Raw genomic sequence first — 18,427 nt, 5'->3', positions numbered from 1 at the left:
GTCGAGGTGTCAAGGCTGTCCTGGCCCTGCCTCAAGGCGCGCAGTCGATCTGCGAGTTCAGTAGCGGCGATTGCAGTGCGGTCGTGCCCGACGCCGCACATGGACCGGACGCCGGCATCAGCACGATGGGCACCGCGCTGGCGGCCCCGCCCGCGCCCAACGGTGCCGTGCTCCCGTCCACCGCCTGTTTGGACGGCTGACCGTTCGAGGCTGCGGACGCCGGATTGCTCGACCCGCCGTCACCACAGCCGGATATCATCAGACACGCGCCGAAGGCGACTACGGCGGTTGCCACCACACCGCGCCTCGCGCCGCCGCAATGCCGCTTGAGCAGAAAGAGCGTGTTCATTTCAACCCCCTTGATTGGGCAGCAGCGTGGACAGCGGCTTCTGCGACAGGAATATGGACTCCACTTCGGACTGAGTCAGCGCACGATTCCACATGGCCAGTTCGCCGAACATCTCCTGATAGGTCGGCGCGGTGGCACATTTGCCGGCCGTATAAGGCGGCGTCACAGTGCTGCCGCATTTGTTCATCAGATACGTGCCGGTCCCGTCTTCGCCCACGCCCCATTGGCCAAACGGCGACAGCTTGCTCGGATCCACCGAGCCGGTCGACTTGGCGAGAACTTCCGATTTGCCGAGCACCGGGTCCAATGCATACATGCTCATCGTCTTCGCCACACCATCGACTGAGAGCGCGATGTACACCCACTGACCCACGCTGATCTGCGTGTACGGACTCGTCGGACCATCCGCACGTACGCCGCTACCCGAGCCGATGTTGAAGGCAATGCCGCATTGATTGGCAGTGCTACTGGCGAACAGGCCGATCGCAACGCCCGCGTTGCCACCGCTGACATAGTTCTTGTTGGAGAAAACTGGCACGTCGCTCGTCGCGATGCACGACTGCACCTTGAACCAGAAGCCGATCGTGAACTGGGGCGCCGTTCCCTGTGAGACGTCGAATCCGGATGCCGGCGTCAGCTTGTAACCCTCGAAGCCGTTGCTATCGACATAGTTGGTATCCACGAGCAGACTATCGTCGCTGCCAAGCGGCCCCGCGATGACCGAACCGGCCGCGGCGGGCAGGTCGGCTGCGTACGGTCCCAGCGCGCTGTGGCCGAGCTGGTCGACCGCCGGCAACGCACTGCCGAACGGGTAGTAGACGGTAAGGCCGTTTGTGAGCGTGGTTGCAAGAGGCACCGGCGGCACGAACGACACCTGCACGAGCGTTGACCGTAGCGCCGGGCTCGCCGTCGCGCCCGCCTGCACCGTATAGCTCAGCAGGTAACTTCCCTGTGCCGTCAGTTCCTGCGCAAGCTGGGTATCAGTGTAGGTTGTCGTTCCTGAGGGCAGATTCGCGGCAATCACCTTGCCGTCACGCAACACGGTAATCGCGCCACTTGCCGGAGCCGTCCAGTTCAGCACCACGCTCGCACTGGACGAGTTGTTGTTATTGACGGTGGTGAGCAGTTGTGACACCGGCTGCGCGCTGAGCAGTTCGCTGCCGTCCATCGCATAACTGATGGCTGCCGGCACTTCGTTCAGGTAAGCGAGCAGTGTCGGCGTCACATCCGCAATGCTGGGGGATGCGTAGAGTGCGCTGAGCGTCGTGGGCGCCACGGCGCCGTTGAAACCGGTCCCGTTGTTGGTGCTCTGGTTCATGCCGATAAAGGTGGTCGACTCAGGCGCGAGCGGCAACCCGTCGTCCTGGCTGTTCGCACTCAGTCCGTGATTGCCCGTCACCACGACAAGCCACTGACTTTTCGTGTCTTTCGCCGTCTCGGCCACGAGCGTGCCAACGGATTGGTCCAACTGCGTCAACGTGTTCGCGTACTGCGACGCCCCGAGTCCGTAATCGACCGCGGCATCCTGCGCCGCGTGATACTGCGCGAATATCGTCGTATAGCCGCTATCAATCATCTGGACTGCATGGCTTGTCACGCAGTCGGAGGCCGTAGCACTTCCGGAGCAGTCTGTCAGCGTGTCCAGGTAGCCGGCGCTGTGATCCGTCGAAAGTAATTGGGCCAGTCCGCTGGATGCAACCGCAACACCGTTCAGGCCGGTGCTTGACGCCTTGGTCATATGAAACACGCTTTCACTGTGCGGTGTTTGCCGAGGCGCGTCCGACATGACCTGATGACGCGGCGCCCACGTGCCGGTCAGCAGCGTTGCCCATCCCGGCGTGTCGAACGTCGGCTGCTGACTGAGCGTTCCCGCCACGCCACCACTGTATGCAAGCTGTATCTGCAGCTTCGCGAGGTTCGGCAAGGTGCCGGCGGCGATCCCGGCCTTCAATGCACCGTAGGTCGCACCATCGAGATCGATAACGAGCGCGCGGTTGACGACAGGTGCAGCGGCCTGACTACTGCCCGTAGCAGGCGATCCATTCGCTTGCGTGTTTCCGGCGGGAGAACTCGCCGTCTGAGTGCCGTTGCAGGCGGTCAGCGTCCCCGCCGTGGCGACAGCCAGCGCGATCAAACCCACGAAACGGGTCAGGCTCTGCAGCGGACCCGGTGTGCTGGTGCGATGACCACCGGGAGGTGTTGCGCCGGAACCCTTCGCGGCGTGAGGCCGGCACCACGGTACAGCTCGGCCTTTAGAGGGAGTGAAACCATATCTGTCTACTCGCATGCTCGCGCCTTTTTTTCTGGAGTGGGGAAACGCGAGGAAAGAATAGGGACAGCGCACGACGTCGAAATGACGGATTTACCAGTTGAATTCGCGCGAACTGCCGAAATTTTCGTGTGAACTTCAACCAGGACGCCCACACAATTTCAGTGACGCGTGCGTTTCGCACCAGGCCAACCCGCAGCCAGATCAGTCGCCTGAATCAGGTTTGTCACATTACGACCGTATATTGAAAAATTCGATCATTCTCGACAATTTGAACGGATTTTTCGTTGAACGGCCATGACACTCACTCAGATTCGAACCTTTATCGCCGTGGCGCAGCACGGTGGTTTCACCGCGGCGGCGCGGGCGCTTTCCATGAGCCAGACAACCATCACTTCGCAGATCCAGACCCTGGAGCAAGACCACGGCGTGGAGTTGTTCCATCGGCGTGGACGCCGGGTGGAACTCACCGCGCTAGGCGTTGAATTTCTACCGATTGCGCGGCGCATCAGCGGCTGCGAAACCGACGCGATCTCGCTGTTGCACGATAGTGGCGTACTGCAGCGTGGCACGCTCAAGATCGGTGCGGTGGGTCCGTTTCACGTCACCGAAATGATCGAGGCTTATCACGCGATCCATCCGCGCATGCATCTGTCTGTCACGCTCGGCAATTCGGAAGAAGTGCTACGCAATCTTGACCAGTACGACTGCGATGTCGGCGTGGTCGCTCGCGCTTTCGAAGACGCGCGCTACTTTACGCAGCCGTACGCGAGCTTTCCCGTGATCGCCTTCGTTGCGGCGACCCATGCTTTTGCACGACGCGATTCAGTCACGCTGAACGAGTTGGCGGAAGAACCACTTCTCATGCGTGAGCCAGGTTCGACCACACGCCGCGCGCTTGAAGACGCGATGGATGCAGCGAGCCTCAAGCCGCGAGTTGCAATGGACATCGGCAGTCGCGAGGCGCTACGCGAAGCGGTTGCGCGCGGCCTGGGCGTCGGCACGGTATCGCAGGCGGAGTACATCCCCGATGAAAGGCTACGCCCGCTTCGAATCGAAGGCGAGCCGGTCGAGACGCACATTCATGTGTGCTGTCTCAGCGAACGGCGCGACAGCCGGCTGGTTTCGTCGTTTTTCACCGCCGTTGAGCGTTGTCGGCCTTTCAAAAAGTAATCTGGCGGTTTTTCGCCATGGCGGCGCCTCAGGCGGTCGTCACGCTGTCCGGCGAATCTAACGATTTTTCCGTTCAATCCATGGATTAACAACGGGTATTTCGATCATCGACCTGTCACGGGTCACGCCTAACCTGTCGCTCACACTCTACAACTCGAGGTGCGAGCATGAATCCCACAGCCGACATGTCCCACGGCGCATCCACGTTCTCCCGCAGCATCGCGCCGCGCCGTGCATGGCGCGGCCCCATCACCACGGCGATTTTTGACTGGGCAGGCACCGTCCTCGATTTTGGTTGTATCGCGCCGGTTGAAGCGTTCTGTCACGTTTTCGCCGAGGCCCAAGTACCGATTTCCGTCGAAGAAGCCCGTCTGCCCATGGGCGCCGCGAAGCGCGAGCACATTGCGATGATTCTGGCCATGCCGACCGTGCAGGCGCGCTGGATGGCACAGTACGGCCGGTCGTCTTCAGAGCAGGATATCGACGCGCTATACACCGGGTTCCTGCTGCTCGACGAGAAAAATGTGGCCCGTCACAGCGCGCTGATTCCCGGCGCGCTCGAAACAATGGATGTGCTGCGTGCCCGCGGCATCGCCATCGGCAGCACCACCGGCTATCCCCGCGAGGTGATGCAAAACCTGTTGCCAATCGCAGCCGGCCACGGCTATGAGCCGGACTTCTGCTGCACCGTCAGCGACGTGGCGCGTGGCCGTCCCTGGCCGGACATGTGCCTTGCCAATGCCCTCGCGCTTGGCGCAGCCCATGTGCAAAGTTGCGTCGTCGTAGACGATAGTCCCACTGGCCTGGAAGCCGGTCTTGCCGCAGGTATGTGGACCGTGGGGATTGCCGCGACCGGTAACGAAATGGGCCTGTCGCTTCTGGAATGGCAGGCGCTGTCCCGCGCAGAACGCGATGAGCGACTCGAGACAGTACGCGCCAGGCTGCTTGAGACTGGCGCTCACTTCGTCATCGACAGCATCGGCGATCTTCCGCACGTCATCGACCAGATCGAGGCCTCGCTTGCAGCGGGAGAGGCAGCATGAGCGACTGGCACTTTCACAATCCGGTACGCATCTGCTTTGGTGTGGACTCGCTGGCCAAAATCGAAACCGAGCTGGCTGGCCGCAGTTACGTGCTGGTGACTTACCCCAACGCTGTATTCGGCGACATCGCCGAGCGCATCGAGGGCATCGTCGGCCCGGCGCTGTTGCGAATCGATACGGTCGAAGCGAACCCTTCCGTGTCGATGCTCAGGCTTGCGTGTGAGCGGCTCGATGCCATGCCACGCAAGCCGGACGTGCTGGTCGCGCTGGGTGGCGGGTCGGTCATGGACTCGACCAAAGTGCTCGCCGCTGAACATGGCGACTTCGACCGTGTCCTGTCGTATCTCCACCATGGCGATGCAGCCAGCCGGCGCGCGCTGCCGATCATCGCCATTCCGACTACCGCAGGGACCGGAAGTGAGGTCACAAGCTGGGCGACGATCTGGGATCCTGACAATGACCGCAAGCTGTCGCTGTCGCGCGATGATCTCTACCCGGAAGCGGTCATCGTGGATCCGCGCCTGATGATCGGCCTGCCCGTGCAACCGACCATCGCGAGTGGTCTGGATGCCCTGTCGCACGCCCTCGAAAGCATCTGGAATGTCCACGCCAACCCGGTCACGCGAGGCCTTGCCATCCACGCCGCACGCGAGTTGATCACCGGCTTGCACAGAGTCAATGCGAATCCCACCGACCTCGACGCACGCAGCGACATGGCCCTCGGCGCCCTGCGCGCGGGGCTCGCCTTCTCGAACACCCGCACGGCGTTGGCGCACAACATCTCCTATGCGATCACGTTGTCGCGCGGCGTGTCGCACGGCATCGCCTGCTCGTTCTGTCTGCCCGCCGTCATGCAGGCAGCGCTGGGTGCCGACGCCGCCTGCGATGCCGCGCTCGCCGAAATTTTCGGCGACACGGAAACGGCACCAGCTCAGCTTGTCGCTTTGCTCGAATCACTCGGTGTCGGCAGCGATCCGGCTTCGTATGGCATCGACGCAGGTGAATGGCAACAGATCGTCGAAGAAGCCTTCGCGGGTGCTCGCGGTCGCAATTTCATCGGGACGCGCGAGCGCTTCCCGCACTTCGATTTCGTACCGCGGCAGGCTCAAGCCGCATTGCAATGAAAGAGGCATCCGTCATGAACACCTCACACACTATCGAAACCGATGCGCTTAGCCGGCTCGACAACCTGCCGTGGACCCGCTTTCACACGGTGATGCTGGTCGCGCTCGGCGTGGGCTGGGCGTTGGACTCGTTCGAAACCAACATCATCGGCAGCGTATTCGGCGTACTGAAGTCGCAATGGCATCTCAGCGCCGCTCAAGGTTCACTTGCCATCAGCATATGGGTGTTCGGCATGCTGATTGGGGCTATCGCATTCGGCTATCTGGCCGATCGGTTCGGCCGAAAGCGCCTGTTTCTCGCGACGTTGCTGTGGTACGCGCTATTCAGCGTCGCGACGGTCTTTTCCTGGAACTTTGACTCCTTCCTGTTTTTCCGCGCGATGACCGCACTGGCGGTTGGCGGGGAGTACTCCGCGGTCACTGCCACGATGGGCGAATTCATTCCCAAGCGGCATCGCGGCAGAACCGACTCGCTGATTCTCTCCGGGTTTCCCGTTGGCGCGCTTCTCTCCGCGGCGATTTCATACCTTGTTCTGAATCATCTGCCGGCGGAGATTTCCTGGCGCGTTGGATTCGGCTTCGGGACCACGATGGCGCTGATTTTCTTCTGGATTCGACGCGTCATTCCGGAATCGCCGCGCTGGCTACTGCAGCAAGGCCGCGTCGCGGAGGCAGAGGCGATTGTCAGGACCATCACGGAAAGCGCGGCACGCGGCAACCTCTCCGCGCAAGATCGTACGATGCTGGGACGCCAGTATGCGAAGACGCGCTTCACCAGTAACCCGCCGACATTCTGGCGCAACATCCGCGAGCTTTTCGGAACCTATCGCTTGCGCACTGCTTTGGCCAGTGCACTCAATTTTTCCCAGGCCGCGGTCGTGTATGGCGTACTGTCGCTGATGGCGCTTGTCATTCTTCCTTATATGAAGGTGCCGTCAACTGACATGCCGCTCTACTACATGTATGGAAACGCTGCCGCGCTCGCCGGTGGCATCACCGCCGCCGTGCTTGTCGAAGCGTGGGGACGCAGGGCCTCACTGTTCGTTAGCTACACGTTCACGGTCGCCGCAATCGTCTTCATCTATGCAATGCACACGTTGTCTGGAATGGTGATGGGGTACTGCCTGATCCAGTTCGGCGTGACATGGGCCTACATTTCCGGGTACGTTGTTTCATCGGAGATTCTTCCCACGCGGATCCGCGCAACGGGTCTGGGTGTCTCTGTCGCCGTTGGCCGTCTCGGCGCGGTCATCGCACCGTTGATGCTCACCAGTCTTTACGCGACAGTCGGCACGCCCTCTTCCGCTTTGATTGCATTGTTGGTGCTCGCCTTGCCCGGTCCGCTTGCCGCAGGATTGTGGTATCTTCGCGGGCGCGAAACGCGCAACGTGTCGCTTGAAGAAGGCAGCGCCGACGAATGCGCAGCCTCTTCGATTGAGGCAAACGCGCTGACAGCCTGAAACGCTGGACGAACTGGCAGCCGGCGTTGCTACTTCCGAACGGGATCGAACAGTCCACCGCTTTCGATCCCGCGTCACCTGGCCCACCTGGGCCACCAGGCACGGTGGGCCAGGCGGCCGGGTTCAAGCGTCACCTGGCCCGCCCTCCGATCCAGCCGAACCTTAGGACGATTGAACGGATTAAACTACGTGATCTCGTGTTCAGCGCGCAGCAATCGACCGTGCTAGGCTACGCAAAGATATCGTCCGACATCAAACATTCCGGCGGCAGGCCGGGAAACATCGAAAGTTCGGATAACCTGAATATCCGCGTCCGCTCCCTCGTTTAAGCCAAACGAAGGCGGTATAAGGTGGATCGATGATCGACGTTGACCAGCGTATTGTCCGGTGGCCGCGCCTGTGCGTCGCGCTTTGCGGCTGCGCCGCAGTGGCCAGCTGCATGGTCGGCCCCGACTACCATTCGCCTTCAGCGCCAGCTACCGACACCTACACTGCTTCGCCGCTGCCCGAGCAGACAGCCTCCGCGCCGGGCGCCGCCGGTTTGCCGCAGCGCTTTGTTCCGGCACAGGACATTCCCGCTGCCTGGTGGACACTGTTTCATTGCGAACCACTCGATACGCTGATCCATCAGGCCGTCGTCAACAGCCCGAACATCGCCGCGGCGCGCGCCGCATTGCGGCAGTCTCGTGAGAATTTCACGGCGCAAGCCGGCGGTACCCTCCTGCCCAGCGTCGACGCGCAACTCGGCGCCACCCGCGAAAAATTGAACGGCATCTCGTTCGGCGAGCCCGGCGTCGTCGATGAGTTCAATCTCTACAACGCATCGGTCAACGTGTCGTACAAACTCGACGTGTTCGGCGGTACGCGGCGCGAACTCGAAGCGCTGCACGCGCAAGTCGATTACCAAAGCTTCCAGTTGCAGGCCGCCTATCTCGCGATGTCAGCCAACATCGTGACCGCAGCCGTCAAGGAAGCCTCCCTGCGCGCGCAGGTGGAGGCGACCGAGCGCATCGCAGCGGAAGAAGATGAGCAACTGGGCGTCCTCGGCAAACAGTTCGAGCTGGGCGGCGTGGGCCGCACGACGGTGCTCGCGCAACAGACCCTGGTGGCGCAGACCCGCGCGACGCTGCCGCCCCTGCAACAACAGCTCGATCAGGTGCGCCACCAGCTCGCCGTGCTGGCCGGCAAACTGCCCAGCGACGCCACCTTGCCTGAATTCAGGCTCGACATGTTTTCGTTGCCTGAGGCGCTGCCGGTGAGCCTGCCGTCGGCGCTGGTGCGGCAACGGCCCGACATCCTCGCCGCCGACGCCACGCTGCATCAGGCCAGCGCGCAAGTCGGCGTGGCGACCGCGGCGATGTATCCGCAGATCACGCTGTCCGCGAGCTACGGCGCCGAGGCACTGACACCGGTTCAGGTATTCAAGGCCGGCAGCACGATCTGGAGCCTGGGCGCGGGCCTGCTGCAGCCGGTCTTTCACGGCGGGCAACTGGGTGCGCAGAAACGCGCTGCCGAGGCAGCGTACGAACAGGCCGACGCGCAATACCGTGAAACGGTGCTGCTGGCGTTCCAGAATGTAGCGGACTCGCTGCGCGCGCTCGATCACGACGCGACCGGCCTGAAAGCGCAGACAGAGGCCTGGCGGGCCGCAAACGACTCACTTGAGCTGACGCGCGGGCAATATCGCGTCGGTGGCGTGAGTTACCTGTCGCTGCTCGACGCCCAACGCCAGTATCAGCAAACGGTGGTGAGCCTCGTTCAGGCGCAGGCATCCCGCTATGCCGACACCGCGGCCCTCTTCCAGGCGCTCGGCGGCGGCTGGTGGAACACCGCTGCGTCGGCCGCTGCCGCAACGCCGCAATGACGCCATGACATAGCCGGACCGGACACTCGCTTCACCGCTCTTTGCAATACGCGCCGTCAGAAACGAAGGAATGCAACGTCCAGCGCTTCGCCCCATGCCGTGCAAGGACATGACGATGAACGAAAGAAAACCGATGACGAAGCGGATGTTGATCATGCTGATCTGTGTCGGCCTGCTGCTGGCCGCGCTCGTCGGCTTCAACCTGTTCCGCGCGCATATGTTCGCCAAGTTCATGGCGGGCAATGCGGCGCCGCCCGCGACCGTCTCGGCGGTAGTCGCCGGCTATCAGTCATGGCAGCCGCAGCTCACAGCGGTCGGCAGCCTGCGCGCCGTACGCGGCGTGGACGTGACCACCGAAGTCGCGGGCCTCGTGCGCGAAATCGCGTTCCGCTCGGGGCAGGAAGTGAAGGCCAACCAGATCCTCGTCAGGCTCAACGACGACACCGACGTGGCGCTGCTCCATTCGTTAGAGGCAGCGGCAGAACTCGCGCAGACCGTCTACAAGCGCGATCAGGCGCAGTACGACATCAAGGCGATTGCCAAGGCGCAACTCGATGCGGACGCCGCCGACCTGAAGGGCAAGACCGCGCAAGTCGCGGGACAGGCCGCGCTGGTCGAAAAGAAAACCATCCGCGCACCGTTCGCGGGGCGCGTGGGGATCACCACGGTCAATCCTGGACAGTACCTCAACCCGGGCGATGCCATCGTGACGCTGCAAGCGATCGATCCGATCTACGCGGACTTCACGCTTCCGCAACAACAACTCGGCCAGCTCGCGATCGACCAGAGCGTCGTGGTCGACACCAATGCGTATAGCGGGAAAACGTTCGTGGGCAAGATCCAGTCGATCAGCCCGAAGGTCGACAGCGCCACCCGCAACGTACAGGTCGAAGCCAGCGTGGACAACCACGAGCGCAAGCTGCTGCCGGGCATGTATGCCAACGTGAAGATCGACGCGGGCACCGAGCAACGCTATCTGACGCTGCCGCAAACGGCCATCACCTACAACCCCTATGGCGCCACCGTGTTCCTCGTCAAACCGGGCACGCAACGCGATGCGCAAGGCAGGACGCTACCCGTCGCGCAGCAGGTGTTCATCACACCGGGCCCGACGCGTGGAGATCAGGTCGCGATCCTGAAGGGTGTCGACGCCGGGACGCAGGTCGTGACAAGCGGTCAACTCAAACTCAAGAACGGTACGGCCCTTGTCATCGACAATCGCGTCCAGCCCGCGGACAGTCCGAACCCGACGCCTCAGGAACAGTAGAGAGACCGCGCGATGACATTCACCGATCTCTTCATCCGGCGGCCCGTGCTGGCATCGGTCGTTAGTCTGCTGATTCTCGTACTCGGACTGCGCTCGCTCGCCGCGCTGAAAGTCAGCCAGTATCCGCAGACCGAAAACGCCGTCGTGACGATCAGCACGGCTTACTATGGCGCGAACGCGGACACCATCGCCGGTTTCATCACACAGCCGCTCGAAGCCGCGATCGCCCAGGCGCAAGGTATCGACTACCTGTCGTCAACCAGCAGCACCGGTGTGTCGACCATTACCGCGACGCTGCGCCTGAACTATGACGCGAACCGCGCGCTGACTGAGATCAACACGCAGATCCAGTCCGTGCGCAACCAGTTGCCGCCGCAGGCGCAGCAGCCGGTGCTGACGGTACAAGTTGGGCAGACCACCGACGCCATGTACATGGGTTTTTACAGCGACGTGCTGCCGAGCAACAACGTCACGGACTATCTGCTACGCGTGGTCAAGCCCAAGCTCGATTCGATCGAAGGTGTGCAGACGGCCGAAATTCTTGGCGGCCGGCAGTTCGCGCTACGTGCGTGGCTTGATTCGGCGCAGCTCGCCGCGCACGGCGTGACGGCGACCGACGTCTTCACGGCACTCGGCAACAACAACTACCTGGCCACCCTCGGCACGACGAAGGGGCAAATGGTCAGCGTCGACCTGAATGCGGGCACCGATCTGCACACCGTCAACGACTTCAAGCAACTCGTCGTGAAACAGAAGAACGGCGCGATCGTGCGCCTCGAAGACGTCGCGAACGTGGTGCTCGGCGCCGACAGCTACGACTTCAACGTCGCGTTCAGCGGCAAGCGTTCGGTGTTTATCGGTATCAAGGTGGCGCCTGACGCCAACATTCTCGATGTCGCCAAACGCGTCAAAGCCGTCTTTCCCGGGCTGCAGAAGCAGTTCCCGACCGGCATGACGGGAGACATCGTTTATGACGCGACCGATTTCGTCAACACAGCGATCGTCGAAGTCATCAAGACGCTGGTCGAGGCGCTCCTGATTGTCACCGCGGTCATTTTCCTGTTTCTCGGCAGCTTCCGCGCCGTTATCGTTCCGCTGATCGCGATGCCGTTGTCGCTCGTCGGCACGTTCTTCGTGATGCAGTTGCTCGGCTATTCAATCAATCTGCTGACACTGCTGGCGCTGGTGCTCGCGATCGGGCTCGTCGTGGACGACGCGATTATCGTCGTCGAAAACGTCGATCGCCACATGAAGGAAGAAGGCAAGACGCCCTTCGACGCCGCGCTGATCGCCGCGCGCGAACTCGGTGGACCGATCCTCGCGATGACCGTCGTGCTGATCGCCGTCTATGTGCCGATCGGTTTCCAGGGCGGCCTGACGGGCGCCCTCTTCACCGAGTTCGCCTTCTCGCTCGCCGGTGCGGTGACGGTGTCTGGCGTGGTCGCGCTGACGCTGTCGCCGATGATGTGCTCGCGATTTTTCCGCGCGGATCAGGAGTCCGGCCGCTTCGCGCGCTTCGTCGACCGCCAGTTCGAACGCGTCCATCGTGGCTACGGCCGTCTGTTGCACGCGACGCTCGACACCTGGCCCGTGTTCACCGTGATGGGTGCGCTGCTGCTCGCCGGCGCGGTCTACCTGTTCATGACGTCGAAATCGGAGCTGGCGCCGCAGGAAGACCAGGGCATCGTGCTGTCGCAGATCCAGGGGCCGCCGAATGCGACCATCCAGCAGATGCAGACGTACGCGGACCAGGTATTCGATATCTCCAAAGCGTTGCCTGAATACTCGCAGATGTTCCAGCTCACCGGTGCGCCGACGCTCAACCAGGGGATCGGTGGCGTCCTGTTCAAGACATGGGATCAGCGCAGCAAAGGTGCGACCGTGTTGCAGCAGCAGTTGCAGCAGAAATGGAATCAGATTGCCGGTGCACGCGTCGCGGCGTTCCAGTTTCCGCCGCTGCCGGGCTCGCAGGGGCTGCCCGTGCAGTTCGTGATCAGCACGACCGAGCCTTTCGAGAATCTCAACGAGGTGTCACAGGCGGTCCTGCAGAAAGCGCGAGAAAGCGGGATGTTCTTTTTCGTCGACAGCGATCTCAAGCTCGACAAGCCGGAAGCCACGCTCATTGTCGATCGCGACAAGGTTGCCTCGCTCGGGCTCTCGCAGAGCGACGTCGGGCAAGCGCTCGGTTCGGCGCTGGGGGGTGGCTATGTCAACTACTTCTCGATCGCCGGACGCTCGTACAAAGTGATTCCGCAGGTGCTGCAGACTGACCGCCTGAATCCATCGCAAGTGCTCGATTACTACCTGCGCACGCCGGACGGCAGTGTCATACCGGCTTCGACGATTGCGCATATCGAACACAACGTCGTGCCGGAGTCGATCAACCACTTCCAGCAGCTCAACTCAGCGACGATCTCGGGCGTGATCGTACCCGGCGTGTCACAAGGCGAAGTGCTCGATTTTCTGCGCAAGGCGACCGCACAGGTAGCGCCTGCGGGGTATTCGGCGGACTACTCGGGGCAGTCGCGGCAGTTCGTGCAGGAGTCCGGTGGTTTCGTCATCACACTGCTGTTCGCGACGATCATCGTGTTCCTTGCACTCGCGGCTCAATTCGAAAGTTTCCGCGATCCGATCGTGATCCTGATCTCGGTACCGATGGCGCTTTTCGGTGCGCTCATCTTCATCAACATCGGCCTGACGACGCTGAACATCTACACACAGGTTGGGCTCGTCACGCTGATGGGGCTCGTCAGCAAGCATGGCATCCTGATCGTCCAGTTCGCCAACGAGTTGCAGCGGGCCGGCAAATCGAAGCGTGAGGCGCTGGAGGAAGCAGCGGCCGTGCGGTTGCGTCCGATTCTGATGACGACCGCGGCCATGGTGCTCGGCGTCGTGCCACTCGTGATCGCGTCCGGCGCCGGCGCGGCGGGCCGCAATGCGATGGGGCTCGTGATTTTCACGGGGCTGTCGATCGGCACCCTCTTTACATTGTTCGTGGTGCCCGCGATGTATATGTTCCTCGCCGCCGATCACCATCACGAAGCGAGAGCGCCGGGAGCCGGTTAGTCAAGGGGGCGGGAAAGCCCAGGCAGACCCTGCTCACAGCATTCTTCGCAGCACGTTGTTATGCGCGATCAACTGGTGTTTGATGACCGCGAGCACGTGCAACGCGACCAAGCCAGCCAGCAGCGCGCAACTTGCACGGTGCACGGTGAAGAGTTCGTCGGTCAGCGCGCCTTTCGGGAAAGGCGTGTGAATCTCGATCAGGCCGAAGAACGAATAGCCATTCGGGACCATCAGAAAGCCGCTCGCCAGCACGGCAAAGATCGTGACGTAAATCAGACTGTGGACGCCGCTTGCCAGCAAACGCTGCCACGCGGATGTATCGGGCAGCGCGCGAGGCTCGACCCGGACGAACTTCCAGATTACCCGTAGCGGAAAGAGCACGATCAGTACCGTCGCGATCGACATATTCAGTTGCGACAGAAAGTCGTGTACCGCGCCGCCACCCATCCGGGCCAGCATGTAGCCCGCGACGCTCGTATAAATAATGACCGCGGCGAAGACCCAATGAAAAAATCGCGTGAGGCCATCGTAGCGATCGAGGGCACGCTCGCGCTTCGGCGGGTAGGTGTCACGCGCGCCAAGCCGACCGGTCTGCGCGGACGCGGCGCGCGGCTCGCTTGCATGATCACAGCCCTGCGTTGCCGCTCGCGGCATCCCGTTCACAGACATGTCCAAGTCCAAAGTCGTTACGCCGTTTCGAACCGCCGATGCGCGTTGCGCGCATTGCTTGTTGTTCGGCGGGCACTGGCCGCGCTCAGCGTCGGCACACCCACTCTTCATGCTGCAGCGCATCGTACCTATCGTGCATAGGCCCGTCAATAACAATGCAAATGACAATCACTTTCATTTACAAACGTCTTTGCGTGCCTTTCAGCGGGCTTGCGCCGAGGTGATCTTTGGGAATCGCTACAATGATCCGCATGAATTCCTCCCCTCAACCGCATCGCGTGCCAGACATGCTGACGTCCTATTTCTGGAGTGGCGACGCCATCCGCAGCCGACGTGTGAGCGACATCGTGCTCATCGGCACGCTCGATGTGCCTGTGCCCCCTGTACGTCTGCTTGCGGATTGGGAAAGGGAGATATCGTCGAACATGGTCCTGGAGTCCGGGGACGTCGAGGCCATGCCCCTGGCACGAGCGCGGGCGCGCTGGCCGGACTACACGCGCTGCGTGCAGGCCGTGTCCGATTGGACGGGCGCGCTGGGACTGCCCGCCGTGCTTGCTTCCAGTGACGTCGCCCTCATGGCCTGCCGCGGCGCGAGGTACCACCATGACGGTGCGCAATATGGCGGCGCGGCCTTTTGCAATCTCTTCCTGAGCGAGGACAGGGGTCTGGACTTGCATTTCCCCTCTTTGGGTCATCGCATTCCATTGACCCGGGGAACGGCTGTGATCTTCGATACTGGCCAGCCTCATGGCGTCATTCAGCGCCACAGCAGCGGTTTTAATGCAGCCGACTTCGCGACGGACCAGGATTACGTCCAGATATTCCTGACGTGGGAGCTTCCCATCGAAGATGCTCACGTTGGGCACGCACTGAAGGTTGCCTTCGACGTCGCCCCTTCGACCTCGTTGCAACTGGACGAAGAGCAAGTCCGGTTAAACGGCGAACAGGTCACGGTGTGCCCGGATTCTGGCCGGTGGCGCCCGGTTGACTAATCGTCCGGATCACGCCGCGGTATTGCCCTGACAGGCACGTGGATCACTGACTGACGTCGCCGAGTGCCTGGTATGATGGCAGACTTGCGCCCGACCGAAAACTCGCGCTGGCGGTCCGCGCCAATTGCGCACCGCCCGCTGCCACTACGTGGCGCAACGCATCCATTCACAATGACTCAGAGGAAGACCGCCATGACGGCCGCAACGCAATTCGATCAGGTTTCCGTTATCAAACGTGCCAACGTCTACTTCGACGGCAAGTGTGTCTCGCACACCGTTCTGTTCGCCGACGGCACGCGCAAGACACTTGGCGTGATCCTGCCCGGCGCGCTCAACTTCGGCACCGACGCGCCGGAGTTGATGGAAGTGCAAGCCGGCCAATGCCGCATCCGCCTTGAAGGCAGCGATGAGTGGAAGACGTATGGCGCAGGCGAGTCGTTCTCGGTGCCCGGCAAGAGCCGCTTCGATATCGACGTGATCGAAACGCTCGACTACGTCTGCAGCTATCTGTAAAGATGTAAAGACAGACGGGCGCACGGCGCCCGTCCTTTGTCTGGTGTCCATGAAAGACTCCAACCTGGTTGATTGGAGTCTGATCGTGCGAGCAATCCAATAGACATTCTGGATGCCGCCCAACAATTCATTCAAGCGAATGCGCATAGCACGCGCCGCTTAATTCAGGCGTTAGGTTTCCTAAACTGGGAGAACATCTTGGCCGCAAGAATTCTCATGGTTCTTAGTGCGAGCATTATGTTTGCGCTCGGCGTCGCCCACCTGGTCTATACGTTCTGGGGACCTAAGCTCACGCCCCGTGACCCCGCGCTGCAAATCAGCATGAGCCAGATTTCACCCGTCATTACGAAACAAACAACCATGTGGCGGGCTTGGGTGGGCTTCAATGTCAGCCATAGCATGGGGGCAATTCTGTTCGGCCTGATTTTCGGCTTTCTCGCATTGGCTCACGCCCAACTCCTGTTTCGGTCACCGTTCCTGCTCGTTGTCGGGTTGGCCATGCTGGGTGGTTATGCCGTGCTCGGCAAGGTTTATTGGTTCAGTGCGCCTTTCACAGGCATCTGCATTTCTTTGGCGTGCTATGTCGCCAGCATTGCACTATCACGGGTCTAAAACATCGTGACGCGCGATAGAGGTCTGGAAGAGATACTGAGCGACGAACTGCGGTCTGAGCCAGATCTCAGGGAGAAAGCGATGTTCGGCGGGTGGGCATGGCTCGTCAATGGCAACCTCGTGTGCGGCGCCCGTGATGACGGAATGTTAGTGCGCCTGGGCAAAGGCAACGACGGTTGGGCGCTGCAAATCACGGGTATCGTTCCAATGGTCTCGCGCGGCAGGCAAATGCACGGCTGGGTGCGCGTCGCCCCGCAAGTGTACGGAAATGACGTGCTACGCCGGAAATTGCTGGATTCGGCGCTCACCTTCGTCAGATTCTTGCCCACGAAATAATGTGACGCTTAGCGTCGCTTGTCGCGGGTTTCAATGTGACACAGGTTCACCTTCCCGTGGCCGCCGTCCTCCCCCATAGTGATGCGCAGTCGCTTTCTATCCGCATGCCATTACCCCGGTTTATGACGGAATATTCCGCGTAAATACCAGCGCATCCGCGTCACAACCGCGCCCCGAGGCCCCTCGCTCTCCGATGCGTCACTGCGACTGCGTACGCCAGATTACGAGTGGTTACGGCGTAGTCAACGTGCGTCTTATTTGTCATATTTTCAACGATATACTCGGCCCAGATTGTTGTTTCAGGCAACTTCGAGCGTTGCTTCAGGGTCCCGGTACTTCGTTGAAGCGAAAGATAAGCTATGCAGATGCAACTCCGGTTTGCTCGCGCGTCAAGATGGTTCGCAACGTTAGGCTGCATCGCGTTCGTCAGTACAGCCCATGCGCAGGAATTGTCGGTGCTCGGAGGCGTGTTGCGTGCGGATCGTCCCGGAGAATCGGCTTACGCGTGGGGCTTCACCTACTTGCAGGCGCTCGACGAACACGATGCGCTCAGCTACTCATGGCTTAACGAAGGCCACGTTCAGGACAATCATCGCGATGGCCTCGCCTTGCAATACTGGCGGCGCGGATTGTTTTTCGATCGGCGGCTCTCGCTTGCAGCGGGCGTAGGTGTCTACAACTACTTCGACACGATCGCCTCCGTCGACAACAAGCCGTACATCGACAGTCATGGCTGGGGGCCAATCTTCAGTCTGTCGGCAACATGGTTTACCGACGAGCGTCTGTTCTATCAGTTTCGTCTCAACGAAATTCTCGCACCGCGCAGCTATAACACCCTCAGCGCGATGTTCGGCATTGGCTACGAACTCGATGCGCCGAAGGGGCACGGCTCGCTCGCCGGCGGCACGAGCGACAGCGTGCCGACCGGCAACGAGATTACCGCGATGGCGGGCTGGACCGAAGTCAACAGCCTCCGGTCGCCTGGTGCATTCGCGTATGGCTTCGAATACCGCCATGGCTTTGGGCGGTACATCGACGGAACGATTAGCTGGATCAATGAAGGTCATACGCCGCTCGACACGCGCTCCGGGGCAGCGGCGCAGATATGGTTGCGCCGTAGCTTCTTTAACGACCGCCTGAACCTGGGGGTGGGCGCCGGCCCTTACTACGCGCTCGATACGCATCGCGTCAAGGACGGCACGGATACCGGCGGAAAGCTCTCGCTGTTGCTGACGATGTCAGCCGCCTATAACGTCACAAGACATTGGACCGCGCGGGTGTCGTGGAATCGCGTGATGACGAGCTATAACAAGGATAGCGACATCTATCTGGGCGGTATTGGCTATCGCTTTTAGACCACTTCAGCTTTCGCGTAAGCGGCCATTCACCGATTCGCCGACGTCCGTAACACGCTTAGATAACGGACTTGGCTACCGCCTTTCATGCACCGAGCCGATCAGCACGCATGCCCGGCCTGTCATTCATATGACAATCGCGTTGCTGATCGTCGTTTCCGCCTGATGCCGCCTTCCCTGCCATACGCTCGCAAGCCCGCCGCCAACGCCGACACTGTGGCGCATGGAGAGTCTCCGGCGTACTAAGCTTAATGCGGAACTGACCGCACAAATGAAGCGTTACAACGCCCCCGGTTTGACTCGTCATACAAAACAGATGCTGCGGCAAAGGCGCC

15 protein-coding genes are annotated in these 18,427 nt (G+C 61.3%); 12 read left to right on the top strand and 3 right to left on the bottom strand.

Annotated features, from left to right (window positions below; translation table 11 throughout):
- Window positions 1-31: 31 nt before the first annotated feature.
- Together PQQ96_RS10455 and PQQ96_RS10450 are read right to left on the bottom strand one after the other, a co-directional pair.
- Entirely contained in the window at window positions 32-349 is a 318-nt protein-coding gene (locus PQQ96_RS10455; RefSeq protein WP_408291411.1) for a hypothetical protein, read from the bottom strand.
- 1 nt (window position 350) lies between these two features.
- Window positions 351-2,636 carry an alkaline phosphatase family protein gene (locus PQQ96_RS10450; protein ID WP_408291409.1) on the bottom strand — a complete coding sequence of 762 codons (2,286 nt, stop codon included), beginning with the start codon at window positions 2,634-2,636 and terminating at the stop codon, window positions 351-353.
- Window positions 2,637-2,915: 279 nt separating this feature from the next.
- Between PQQ96_RS10450 and PQQ96_RS10445 the strand changes: the two genes are divergently transcribed.
- From PQQ96_RS10445 to PQQ96_RS10415, 7 genes are all read left to right on the top strand, one after another.
- Window positions 2,916-3,791, top strand: a complete 876-nt coding sequence (locus PQQ96_RS10445; RefSeq protein WP_408291407.1) for a LysR substrate-binding domain-containing protein — start codon at window positions 2,916-2,918, stop codon at window positions 3,789-3,791.
- A 167-nt stretch (window positions 3,792-3,958) separates the two neighbouring features.
- A complete protein-coding gene (gene phnX, locus PQQ96_RS10440) occupies window positions 3,959-4,834 on the top strand; it encodes a phosphonoacetaldehyde hydrolase (RefSeq protein ID WP_408291405.1) in 876 nt (291 codons plus the stop codon).
- Window positions 4,831-5,958 (top strand): iron-containing alcohol dehydrogenase PsrA, encoded by a 1,128-nt coding sequence (gene psrA, locus PQQ96_RS10435; protein WP_408291403.1) that lies wholly within the window; start codon window positions 4,831-4,833, stop codon window positions 5,956-5,958. The genes phnX and psrA overlap by 4 nt, the downstream gene beginning before the upstream one ends.
- A 14-nt stretch (window positions 5,959-5,972) precedes the next feature.
- Window positions 5,973-7,418 (top strand): MFS transporter, encoded by a 1,446-nt coding sequence (locus PQQ96_RS10430; RefSeq protein WP_408291401.1) that lies wholly within the window; start codon window positions 5,973-5,975, stop codon window positions 7,416-7,418.
- 358 nt (window positions 7,419-7,776) lie between these two features.
- Window positions 7,777-9,282 carry an efflux transporter outer membrane subunit gene (locus PQQ96_RS10425; RefSeq protein WP_408291400.1) on the top strand — a complete coding sequence of 502 codons (1,506 nt, stop codon included), beginning with the start codon at window positions 7,777-7,779 and terminating at the stop codon, window positions 9,280-9,282.
- A gap of 115 nt (window positions 9,283-9,397) precedes the next feature.
- Window positions 9,398-10,549 carry an efflux RND transporter periplasmic adaptor subunit gene (locus PQQ96_RS10420; protein ID WP_408291398.1) on the top strand — a complete coding sequence of 384 codons (1,152 nt, stop codon included), beginning with the start codon at window positions 9,398-9,400 and terminating at the stop codon, window positions 10,547-10,549.
- A 12-nt stretch (window positions 10,550-10,561) separates the two neighbouring features.
- On the top strand, window positions 10,562-13,615 hold the full coding sequence (locus tag PQQ96_RS10415) for an efflux RND transporter permease subunit (RefSeq protein ID WP_408291396.1): 3,054 nt from the start codon (window positions 10,562-10,564) through the stop codon (window positions 13,613-13,615).
- A gap of 33 nt (window positions 13,616-13,648) precedes the next feature.
- Here PQQ96_RS10415 and PQQ96_RS10410 read toward each other — a convergent pair whose 3' ends face one another.
- Complete coding sequence (locus tag PQQ96_RS10410; RefSeq protein ID WP_408291394.1) at window positions 13,649-14,284, bottom strand: cytochrome b; 636 nt, start codon at window positions 14,282-14,284, stop codon at window positions 13,649-13,651.
- A gap of 251 nt (window positions 14,285-14,535) precedes the next feature.
- On the opposite strand from PQQ96_RS10410, the gene PQQ96_RS10405 reads away from it, so the two are divergent.
- The 5 genes from PQQ96_RS10405 to PQQ96_RS10385 all read left to right on the top strand — a co-directional run bounded on the left by PQQ96_RS10405 (window position 14,536) and on the right by PQQ96_RS10385 (window position 18,092).
- Entirely contained in the window at window positions 14,536-15,276 is a 741-nt protein-coding gene (locus PQQ96_RS10405) for a hypothetical protein (RefSeq protein ID WP_408291459.1), read from the top strand.
- A gap of 192 nt (window positions 15,277-15,468) precedes the next feature.
- A complete protein-coding gene (ppnP, locus tag PQQ96_RS10400; RefSeq protein WP_201073701.1) occupies window positions 15,469-15,789 on the top strand; it encodes a pyrimidine/purine nucleoside phosphorylase in 321 nt (106 codons plus the stop codon).
- Between the two features lie 198 nt (window positions 15,790-15,987).
- Complete coding sequence (locus PQQ96_RS10395) at window positions 15,988-16,401, top strand: LIC_13387 family protein (protein ID WP_408291392.1); 414 nt, start codon at window positions 15,988-15,990, stop codon at window positions 16,399-16,401.
- Window positions 16,402-16,407: 6 nt separating this feature from the next.
- Window positions 16,408-16,737 (top strand): TfoX/Sxy family protein, encoded by a 330-nt coding sequence (locus tag PQQ96_RS10390; RefSeq protein ID WP_408291390.1) that lies wholly within the window; start codon window positions 16,408-16,410, stop codon window positions 16,735-16,737.
- Window positions 16,738-17,096: 359 nt separating this feature from the next.
- Window positions 17,097-18,092 (top strand): putative outer membrane beta-barrel protein, encoded by a 996-nt coding sequence (locus tag PQQ96_RS10385; RefSeq protein WP_408291388.1) that lies wholly within the window; start codon window positions 17,097-17,099, stop codon window positions 18,090-18,092.
- Window positions 18,093-18,427: the final 335 nt, after the last annotated feature.

The organism is Paraburkholderia sediminicola (assembly GCF_046027825.1).
Classification (GTDB): domain Bacteria; phylum Pseudomonadota; class Gammaproteobacteria; order Burkholderiales; family Burkholderiaceae; genus Paraburkholderia; species Paraburkholderia sediminicola_D.
Note: the sequence above shows the minus strand (reverse complement) of the source record. Positions and strands in the feature narration are given on the sequence as shown.